At 34.1% G+C, this 8740-nt stretch carries 11 protein-coding genes; 10 read left to right on the top strand and 1 reads right to left on the bottom strand.

Annotated features, from left to right (window positions below; genetic code table 11):
* Window positions 1-286 precede the first annotated feature (286 nt).
* Entirely contained in the window at window positions 287-652 is a 366-nt protein-coding gene (locus ACHABW_RS15550; RefSeq protein ID WP_435756442.1) for a tyrosine-type recombinase/integrase, read from the bottom strand.
* Window positions 653-683: 31 nt separating this feature from the next.
* Here ACHABW_RS15550 and ACHABW_RS15545 point away from each other — a divergent pair, with 31 nt between their 5' ends.
* The 10 genes from ACHABW_RS15545 (at window position 684) to ACHABW_RS15500 (ending at window position 8719) form a co-directional block, all read left to right on the top strand.
* Window positions 684-1118, top strand: coding sequence for a hypothetical protein (locus tag ACHABW_RS15545; protein ID WP_435756440.1), 435 nt, complete (start codon window positions 684-686; stop codon window positions 1116-1118).
* The gene (locus ACHABW_RS15540) at window positions 1106-1333 is read left to right on the top strand and encodes a hypothetical protein (RefSeq protein ID WP_435756438.1); all 228 of its coding nucleotides are present in this window, start codon (window positions 1106-1108) and stop codon (window positions 1331-1333) included. The genes ACHABW_RS15545 and ACHABW_RS15540 overlap by 13 nt, the downstream gene beginning before the upstream one ends.
* 36 nt (window positions 1334-1369) lie before the next feature.
* Window positions 1370-2020 carry a hypothetical protein gene (locus ACHABW_RS15535; RefSeq protein WP_435756436.1) on the top strand — a complete coding sequence of 217 codons (651 nt, stop codon included), beginning with the start codon at window positions 1370-1372 and terminating at the stop codon, window positions 2018-2020.
* Window positions 1987-2094: a P22AR C-terminal domain-containing protein gene (locus tag ACHABW_RS15530; protein ID WP_435756434.1), complete on the top strand. Its 108-nt coding sequence runs from the start codon at window positions 1987-1989 to the stop codon at window positions 2092-2094. Before ACHABW_RS15535 ends, ACHABW_RS15530 begins: the two co-directional genes overlap by 34 nt.
* 228 nt (window positions 2095-2322) lie before the next feature.
* Window positions 2323-2781 (top strand): hypothetical protein, encoded by a 459-nt coding sequence (locus tag ACHABW_RS15525; protein ID WP_435756432.1) that lies wholly within the window; start codon window positions 2323-2325, stop codon window positions 2779-2781.
* Between the two features lie 244 nt (window positions 2782-3025).
* Entirely contained in the window at window positions 3026-3226 is a 201-nt protein-coding gene (locus ACHABW_RS15520; protein ID WP_435756430.1) for a hypothetical protein, read from the top strand.
* A 95-nt stretch (window positions 3227-3321) separates the two neighbouring features.
* The gene (locus tag ACHABW_RS15515; RefSeq protein ID WP_435756428.1) at window positions 3322-3882 is read left to right on the top strand and encodes a hypothetical protein; all 561 of its coding nucleotides are present in this window, start codon (window positions 3322-3324) and stop codon (window positions 3880-3882) included.
* Between the two features lie 409 nt (window positions 3883-4291).
* Complete coding sequence (locus tag ACHABW_RS15510; protein ID WP_435756426.1) at window positions 4292-5263, top strand: Abi family protein; 972 nt, start codon at window positions 4292-4294, stop codon at window positions 5261-5263.
* A gap of 608 nt (window positions 5264-5871) precedes the next feature.
* Window positions 5872-7485 (top strand): type I restriction-modification system subunit M, encoded by a 1614-nt coding sequence (locus ACHABW_RS15505; RefSeq protein ID WP_435756424.1) that lies wholly within the window; start codon window positions 5872-5874, stop codon window positions 7483-7485.
* Complete coding sequence (locus ACHABW_RS15500) at window positions 7466-8719, top strand: restriction endonuclease subunit S (RefSeq protein WP_435756422.1); 1254 nt, start codon at window positions 7466-7468, stop codon at window positions 8717-8719. The genes ACHABW_RS15505 and ACHABW_RS15500 overlap by 20 nt, the downstream gene beginning before the upstream one ends.
* The last annotated feature ends 21 nt before the right edge of the window (window positions 8720-8740 follow it).

Below are 8740 nucleotides of genomic sequence, written 5' to 3'. Positions count from 1 at the left end.
GTATAAATTGAATTTAAATGATCATTAGTAACTAGAATAATTATTGTGCCGATATCGTGCCGATTCAACTTGAAATGATATGAAAAGGTTTGTAATGAATATGATTGAAACACCTTAAATAACAAGCTTTTGTTATGATTAAAGGTGATTTGAAACATATCTTTAATCAAGTTCGAAATGGAAGGTAGTATCGGTTAATATATAGAAAACCTATATATACCAAAGGTTTAAGGGGATTTAATAGCGTGCCAACTTGGTGTCGTGCCAAATTTGTGCCAAGTTGAAATTATCTTTTAGTGTAGGAGGCGAACTTTTGAAGTTCGTCTTCTTCTATTTTTTCAGTAATATCAAGATAAGTGTCGGCAGTTGTTTTAATGGTCTTATGCCCCAAGCGATTCGCTACATATTTAAGGCTTGCACCTGATTCCAGTAACAGAACCGCATGAGTATGTCTAAAACCATAGGGCATTTGTGCTTTAGGGTTTGATGTAGAATGGAAAATATCCAAAACAAGTATTATCGGTGTAACAGTTAAGCAAAACGGAGTTCTTAGACCGATTGAAAATGAAGGTATTCGAGAAGAATTACCTGATTTTCTTAGAAACGCAGATGATTTATATGGGCTAGGGGAAGGAGACAGTCGAAATGACAAACTTCATTCTCATAAGTTCAGAGTGATGGCTTTGAAAAATCACAAGGCAATTTTGCGTTTTATTAACGATCAAATCTTTGCTGAACCACTTGATGATAAAGAGTTTAATACCGTTAGTCGAGACGAGAAAATCAAAGCGGAAAAGAATAATCAGTACGAAGTAGCTATGCAATTAAAAAAGAAATTGAAAATCGTCAAATTTTGTGACCGTCTATATTCTTATGACGGAGTTCATTATCAAGATGGAATCTATTTTAAACATGATATAGCAATTGAACTTGCAGGTCAAAACACTCGTTACATAGAGGAAGTGATAAAACAAATAGATATTCATACGTCGCCAATCGTAGCGCCTTCAAATGGGATCTATGTGATGGGCATTGGTCCGATATCGATTATATGGAATTTACTCCATACTTTATTGATATTTCCTATAATCCGAATGCTGAACCAGTGCCAATCGTAGACCAATTCCTTGAAACCTTTACTGGTAATGATCAGGACTATACAAATTTGATATTGGAGACTATTGCTCATTGTTTAATTACTAACATTCAAGTGAAGCGTAATAAAAATTTTCAACGTGTTATGTTTTTCATAGGTGATGGCGGTAATGGCAAAGGGACTTTATTGTTAGTCATCAGAGCTTTACTTGGAACGAATAATGTTTCTTCCGTTTGACTTGATCGTATCACAGATGAACGTTATTTATTCCCAATGCGTGGTAAACTAGCCAATTGCGGTGATGATATCGAAGACAAAGCTATTAATGTCGAAAAAATGAAAATGATTAAGAACCTATCCTCTTATGATGTTATTCCATTGCGCGAGTTATACAAACAATCGAAGGATGAAGCTATTTTAGCTTCGCAGATCTTTACAACCAATAACTTATTAAAATCATTTGAGAAAAATGAAGCATGGAAACGCAGGTGTATATGGGGTCCGTCTTTTGGTAGACCCAAAGGTGATGATCCATATTTTCAGGAGAAGTTAACTTCTCCTGAAGCTTTAGAGTATTGGATGAAACTTGTGATGGAAGCCTATTTCCGCCTTTATAAAAATCGAAAATTCACAATATTAAAGAAGGTCAACGATTATACGGAATTTTACCATAGAGAAAACAATTCGTGTATTGAGTGGGTTCGTGAAGTTGCAAATGCGGAAACTGCAATCCTTGGTATGCGTGCACCTGAGGCTTATGATAGTTATGAAATATGGGCAATAGAAAATGGAATGAAAGTTCTATCACTGAAACAATTAAATAAAACGATTGAAGAAGAATTAGGATTTTTCGTACACGATACTACCACTAACAGACAAAAGGGAAAGTTTTGGGCGCAACCAAAAAAGAAATTAAAAGAATAATATGGTGGTTATTTAATTATTATAGTGGTTTAGCGGTGTTTCAGCGGTTACTCAAACCCTTGAGCAGCAAGTGATCAAAAGAAAAAACCTCTAAACCGCTAAATTATTACTTCAAAAGTAAAAAATTGTATTTAGATTTATTAACTAAACTTATCTTTCTGTTAAAAAGATTCTTGTTGTTTAAAAAAATTAGCGGTTTGGCGGTTACTGTGGTTCAATTCCTTGTTACTGTAGGGCGAGCCCCACCGCCATAAAACCTTTATTATCCTTTACACCGCTAAACGATAAAAGGAGCAGTTAAAATGATTTTTAATGCAAATGAAACAGAATACAAAGGTTATAAGTTCAGGTCTAGACTTGAAGCACAATGGGCTGTATTTTTCGAAACAATGAATTTTGCATGGGAATATATCAAACCAAGAAATATAGAAGCCAAAAATATATATTTACCTGATTTTTATTTACCTGAAAGAAAAACTTGGATTGAAATAAGTAGTAAAATACCAAGAGCCGAGGAGTTAAGAAAATATGAAGCATTTGCCGAGCGACAATTAAATAATAATGTAGATTTTAGATTGTTAGTAGGGGAAATCCCAGAAGCAACTTCTGATTTTGGAGTCCTTGACTCTTTCGTACAAAACAAATCAAACCTTAGAAAATATGGTGCGATATTAAACAACATTAAAGGAATAAAAGCATACAAGTTTTTGACAGAAACTAATAGAACAGTTTTTTTCGGAATGTGGGATGATCAACCTTAATTAGGAACTACTTTAATGAGAACAAATTGGGTGATGAGTGACTATAGAAAAGTAGAAAGAGCATTAAAAAAAGCACGCCAGACCAGGCGTGTTTTTGAACATGGGAAATCTTTTTAGATTTCCTTACACACCTATAAATTTTGGCTATATTTATATTGTATACAAAAGTACATAGCATGCATAAAAAAACAAAAATTATGCAAAATAAAATAAATGACAAATGACATGAATTGTGGTGAATAAAGTGAAAAAAGATGCCGAGGTTCAAGCACTAATCGATAAAGGACGAAAAGCGTATTATCGACAATATCGGCAGAAACCTGAAAATAAGGAAAAAGCTCGGACATATCGGGATAACTTTTTTCTGAAGGTGGGTTTGGAAAGATTAAATGCCAAAGGTGACAATGGAAGTAAAAAGTTACTGGGGGATAAAAGGCATGAGTGAGTATATCTATAAAATTATAGGTGCGCCATCGAAGAAGATTACAGCATTGAGAACAAAATATAATTTTAAAGAAATGAAAAAGGCAAGGTGGAACCGTGAAAATCAATAATTTGAATGTACTAGAAAAAGTTCAAGGATTTGTAAGACCTCAAGAAGAGAACCTAATCGAGTTTTATCTAAGTTATGAAGATGTTCAGGCTTTAAATAGCTTAAAAAGCAGTTGGGGCTTAAACGGAAAACAAGATCCTTATGGTGAAACCATTAGAAGGGCAATTGATGAACGAAATAGTCTTAAAGAATTGACGCTGTCAAGAACAGGGCGACATAATAATCAAGGCACGGTCTGGCTTGAAAAGAATATACGGAAAGCTTTGATAACAGAAGCTAATAATAAGGGGCTGAATCCAGCTGATTATATTCGTGGGATCATTTATAGTCTTAACCAAAAGTTAGCTCATGAAGAAATTGCAGTACGTGATAGGCAAGCTAAAATCAAGCGTGATAATCGTGTTCTCTCTTTTAGAGTTACAGTTAAACCAGATGTCCGTGAAAAGCTTTATAAGAAGTATGGGGGGTTGACTGATAAAGAATTAATGGAAGCAATACAAAGGGATGCAGAAGAGTGGCTAGGGGCAATTAAATACCCCCCCCCCTAGGTTACTAATACAATTAACCTAATGGGAACAACGGCGGTAAGGGAACCTTTTCCGAACAAGTGGAATTTTTAAAAACTTTTTTAAGGCTTGAAGCTAGGTAGATAGCTTTAAAACTAACGTGTATTTTTTTGGATTTCAAGAAAGATGTCAGGAAATGAATCAAAATATGCGGAGATACGTTTTATAACAATGGATTCTCCTTTTTTACTACAAACAAACCCCAATCTTTTGGCAGCTATTTACAAAGTAGCTGCTATTTTTATTGAACTTATAGGGTGTGTTTAGTTAGTTATCGTAAATAACAACTAAATTTTCTACATTTAAAATAGAAAAAAATCAATAATCCCCACAAAATATATAGAATCGTGTAATATATTTGTATAGAGTCTTTTATAGGGGGGGTGTCTTTTTGACAAAAGGGAAGAAAACCGATGGTTTGATGCGTCATCTTAGAGATAATAAAGGTATGGATATTCAAGGTAGTAGGCATAAAAAAGAACTGTTGCAGATGGGGTATTATCATGGTTATAAAGGGTACCGTTTTACTAAACAAAGAACTAACCCTATTCCTATGACAGAATTTGAACAACTAAAAGCAATTTACGACTTTGATATGAATTTAAAGTCTTTACTATATCCGCATATAATGGCGATTGAAACGGCTTTAAAAAATTATACGATTGATACATTAGTGTCATATGGAAGTTTAGATTTGGAATATGCATTTAAGAATTTTCTTTTGGACTATAAGTCTGAGCCTGTAGGATCAAGAAATTATAATAACAAGATGAAAGATAGACTAACATTAAGAAAAAAAGTTGATAATGAGATTAGTTTTAAGTTTCCTAAAAATGACATAGTTTCTCATTTTCTTCGTGGTGATACAATGCCACTGTGGGCAGTTTTTGAGATATTAGATATGGGTAACTTTGGGCTTTTTCTAAAGTGTTTAAATCAGCCAATTAGAATAGAAAACTGTAGTAATTTAAAACTAACACACGCATCTATTGTGAATGATGGGAATTTAGTACAGGAGATTATTTTCACTTTAAAAGAGTTAAGGAATTCGGTTGCGCATAATAATGTAATATTCGATTGTAGGTTTGTTGGTGGTACCCATGCGATGAATTCTGTTAAGGCATATGTAAGCGTTGAGGTAGTTGTCCCAAATATAGAGTTTAAGTTTTTAATTGATTATTTCATCCTGATCGTTTTATTGCTTAAGAAACTTGGGTATAATAAAACAGAATTAAAGAGGATAATTAAAGAATTTAAAGAGGAAACTGAAAAATTAAGATTAGTGGTACCAGTTTCGATATGCAACAGAATAAATGGTACCAATCTTAATACAAAGCTAACTTGTTTAAATAATTATATTTAGGAAGAAAACTTTTCTCTTTACGAATAAGTACAGACTATGATAACATAATATTAACTAATAGCGGTGAGTTGCTGCGGCGCTCACTTAAGGGGGTTGGATGCGTCCGACCCTCTTTTTAATTTTTTTCTGCCTAAACTAAAGGAACCTTTAGTTGAATATGAATAGTAAAGACCACTTAAATGTTGGTCTTATATTTTTGTCTACATACAGAACGTTAGTTCTCATATGGTGGTATCTAAGGAGATGATTCAGAATGACAATACGTGACCGTGGTAAAATGAAATGGGTCGGCTTCTTTCATACGCTAGTATTAGGAATGACCGACGAAATGTTCAAGGGTTAATCTTGGACTACAAAGCCAATATTAGACGAATGTCAATCGGTGGAGTTCGACCTGCGGATAGCTTACGCCATAGAATACAACCATGTGATGGATGAGAAGTCGAAGTGAAAGTTTTTGAATTAAGCGAACATCAACATACATTGAGTCAGCCTATTGTAGGTTGGCATTTTGTATTTAATATAAAGGTACCTTTCAGCACCGTGATTTTTATAGTAAAATAGAATTAAGCGCTACTTAGAAAAAATAGAATTTAGGAGATTACAACATGGCAGAAAATAATTCGAAAAATTTATATCAAGCTTTATGGAGTTCAGCTGATATTTTACGTTCCAAAATGGATGCAAACGAATATAAGATCTATTTATTGGGATTAATCTTTTACAAATATTTATCCGATAAGATGCTTATTCATGCTGCATCACTACTTGAAGAACCAACAACCGACCTAGAAGTCGCACAAAAAGTCTACGCAGCAGCGTACCAGGAAGAAGATGTGAAAGACGATTTACTTGCTGAATTACAATACGACTTTTCTTACACGCTTGAACCAAACTTAACCTTTACAGCACTTGTTCAAGCGATCCATAAAGGGCTATTCCAATTAGAAGATTTAGCACAGGGTTTCCGCAATATTGAGCAATCAAGCGAAACATTTGAAAATTTATTTGAAGATGTCGATCTATACTCGAAAAAACTAGGTTCAACACCTCAAAAACAAAATCAAACGGTTGCGGAAGTGATGAAAGAATTATCCGTATTGAACGTTGCAGGACATGACCGTGACATGCTAGGTGATGCCTATGAATATTTAATCGGTCAATTTGCATCGGATTCAGGTAAGAAAGCAGGCGAATTCTATACGCCACAAACCATTTCAACGCTTATGACAAGAATTGTCTTACATGACAAAGAAAATCAAAAAGGTTTCTCTGTGTATGATCCAACAATGGGATCGGGTTCACTTTTATTAAACGTGAAAAAATACTCGAATGAAGCGGGAACGATTTCATACTTCGGACAAGAGCTAAATACGTCTACATATAACTTGGCTCGTATGAACATGATTTTGCATGGTGTAGATACTGCCAACCAACATTTGAGCAATGCAGATACATTAGATCAAGACTGGCCTACTGATGAACCAACGAACTTTGATGGTGTGTTAATGAACCCGCCGTATTCCGCTAATTGGGCTGCGGAAAAAGGCTTTTTAGACGATCCACGCTTCTCAATGTACGGTGTGTTAGCGCCGAAATCGAAAGCAGACTTTGCTTTCTTACTACATGGCTTCTATCACTTGAAAGACAATGGTGTTATGGCGATTGTGTTGCCTCATGGCGTTTTATTTAGAGGGAATACAGAAAGTAAGATTCGTAAAATCTTATTAGATAATGGCGCAATTGATACGGTGATCGGGCTACCATCGAATATTTTCTTTAGTACATCTATCCAAACGACGGTTATCATTTTAAAGAAAAATCGTTCAACAAAAGATGTATTATTTATTGACGCATCAAACGAATTTGAAAAAGGTAAAAATCTAAATATCTTAACAGATCAACATATCAGCAAAATGCTTGAAACATATATTCAACGTGATAATATTGAAAAATACGCACATGTCGCTTCTTTCGATGAAATAGTTGAAAATGGTTACAACTTATATATCCCTCGCTATGTGGACACATTTGAGGAAGAAGAAGAAATTTCACTTGTTGAGCTATCGGGAGCAATGCAGCAAACACAACAAGAGTTGCAACAAGCAGAACAAAATCTATTTGCGATGTTGAATGAATTGGAAGGTACGAACGAAGATGCTAACAAAGAACTTCAATACTTTATTCAAGGATTTGGATTAGATGGTGGAAAGAATGAATAGGAATGTGCCGAAAGTGCTATTTAAAGGTACTTTTGAACCGTGGAAACCATATAAATTAACAGATGTAGCAAATTATTTTAGGGGATCTTTTCCCCAACCTTACGGAAATAAGGATTGGTATGATGAAATAAACGGAACTCCGTTCGTTCAAGTTGCTGATATTGGATTTGATTTACGTCTAAATGACGAAACGAAATTGAAAATCAGCAAACTAGCTGAACCTAAAAGTCGTTATGTGAAGAAAGGAAAGGTTATTGTTGCTTTGCAAGGAAGTATTGAAACAAGTATTGGTCGAGTGGCGATCACTCAATACGCGGCGTTTTTTGATAGAACTATTTTAATATTTGATAGTTATAATGTACCTATTAATGAACAGTTTTTTGCATATGTAATTCAACGGATTTTTAAACGTGAAAAAGAAAGCGCACCTGGAGTAACAATTAGTACAATTACAAAAGAAGCATTAGGTTATTTTGATACTGCACTTCCTTCTGTAGAAACTCAACAAAAAATCGGAACATTCTTCAAACAATTGGACGATACGATCTCTTTGCAACAACAAATGGTCAAACAGCAGCAACAATACAAAAAAGCGATGTTACAAAAAATGTTCCCGCAAAGAGGCGAACGTGTGCCAAAAGTTCGATTTGATGGGTTTAGTGGGGATTGGACAAATGAAAAGTTATCATGTTTTTTTAAAAAGTATCAAGAAACTATTTATCTAGATGACAATAAAGAATATTCCCAAATATCTATAAGAAACAATGGATTAGTTGAAATTCGTGGAATAAAAAAAGGGATAGATATAGGACGCAAAAGACAATATTTAATTAATACCAAAGACTACCCCAATACGTTAACTTTCACAAGACAAACTATCTATCAAGGTGGGATAGGATTTATTCCCGAATTATTAAATGGATCTATAGTGACAGAAAATATGCCACTTTTATCAATGAATCAAAATTTAAATATTAATTTTATATTATCATTATTTAAAACTAAGTTATATTATCAAAATGTAATAGGAAAAAATATGCCTATAGGAAGCGCTCAAAAAGCTCTACATGAGAAAGTTTGGTTGGAAAGTGAATTATTGTTCCCTTCTCTCGAAGAACAACAAAAAATCGGTGATTACTTCAAGCAGCTGAACGATACCATCGCCCTTCATCAGAAAAAGCTCAAGGATTACGAACAACTGAAGAAAGCATTATTACTGCGCATGTTCGTTTAATATTTTTTAGATCGAAATGAG

It is taken from the genome of Salipaludibacillus sp. CF4.18 (genome assembly GCF_051262595.1).
Classification (GTDB): Bacteria; Bacillota; Bacilli; order Bacillales; family Salisediminibacteriaceae; genus Salipaludibacillus; species Salipaludibacillus neizhouensis.
Note: the sequence above shows the minus strand (reverse complement) of the source record. Positions and strands in the feature narration are given on the sequence as shown.

Coding starts and splice junctions, on each gene's coding strand:
- ACHABW_RS15535 (WP_435756436.1), top strand. CDS start 1,370: ATGCGTGGTAAACTAGCCAATTGCGGTGATGATATCGAAGACAAAGCT.
- ACHABW_RS15525 (WP_435756432.1), top strand. CDS start 2,323: ATGATTTTTAATGCAAATGAAACAGAATACAAAGGTTATAAGTTCAGG.
- ACHABW_RS15505 (WP_435756424.1), top strand. CDS start 5,872: ATGGCAGAAAATAATTCGAAAAATTTATATCAAGCTTTATGGAGTTCA.
- ACHABW_RS15500 (WP_435756422.1), top strand. CDS start 7,466: ATGGTGGAAAGAATGAATAGGAATGTGCCGAAAGTGCTATTTAAAGGT.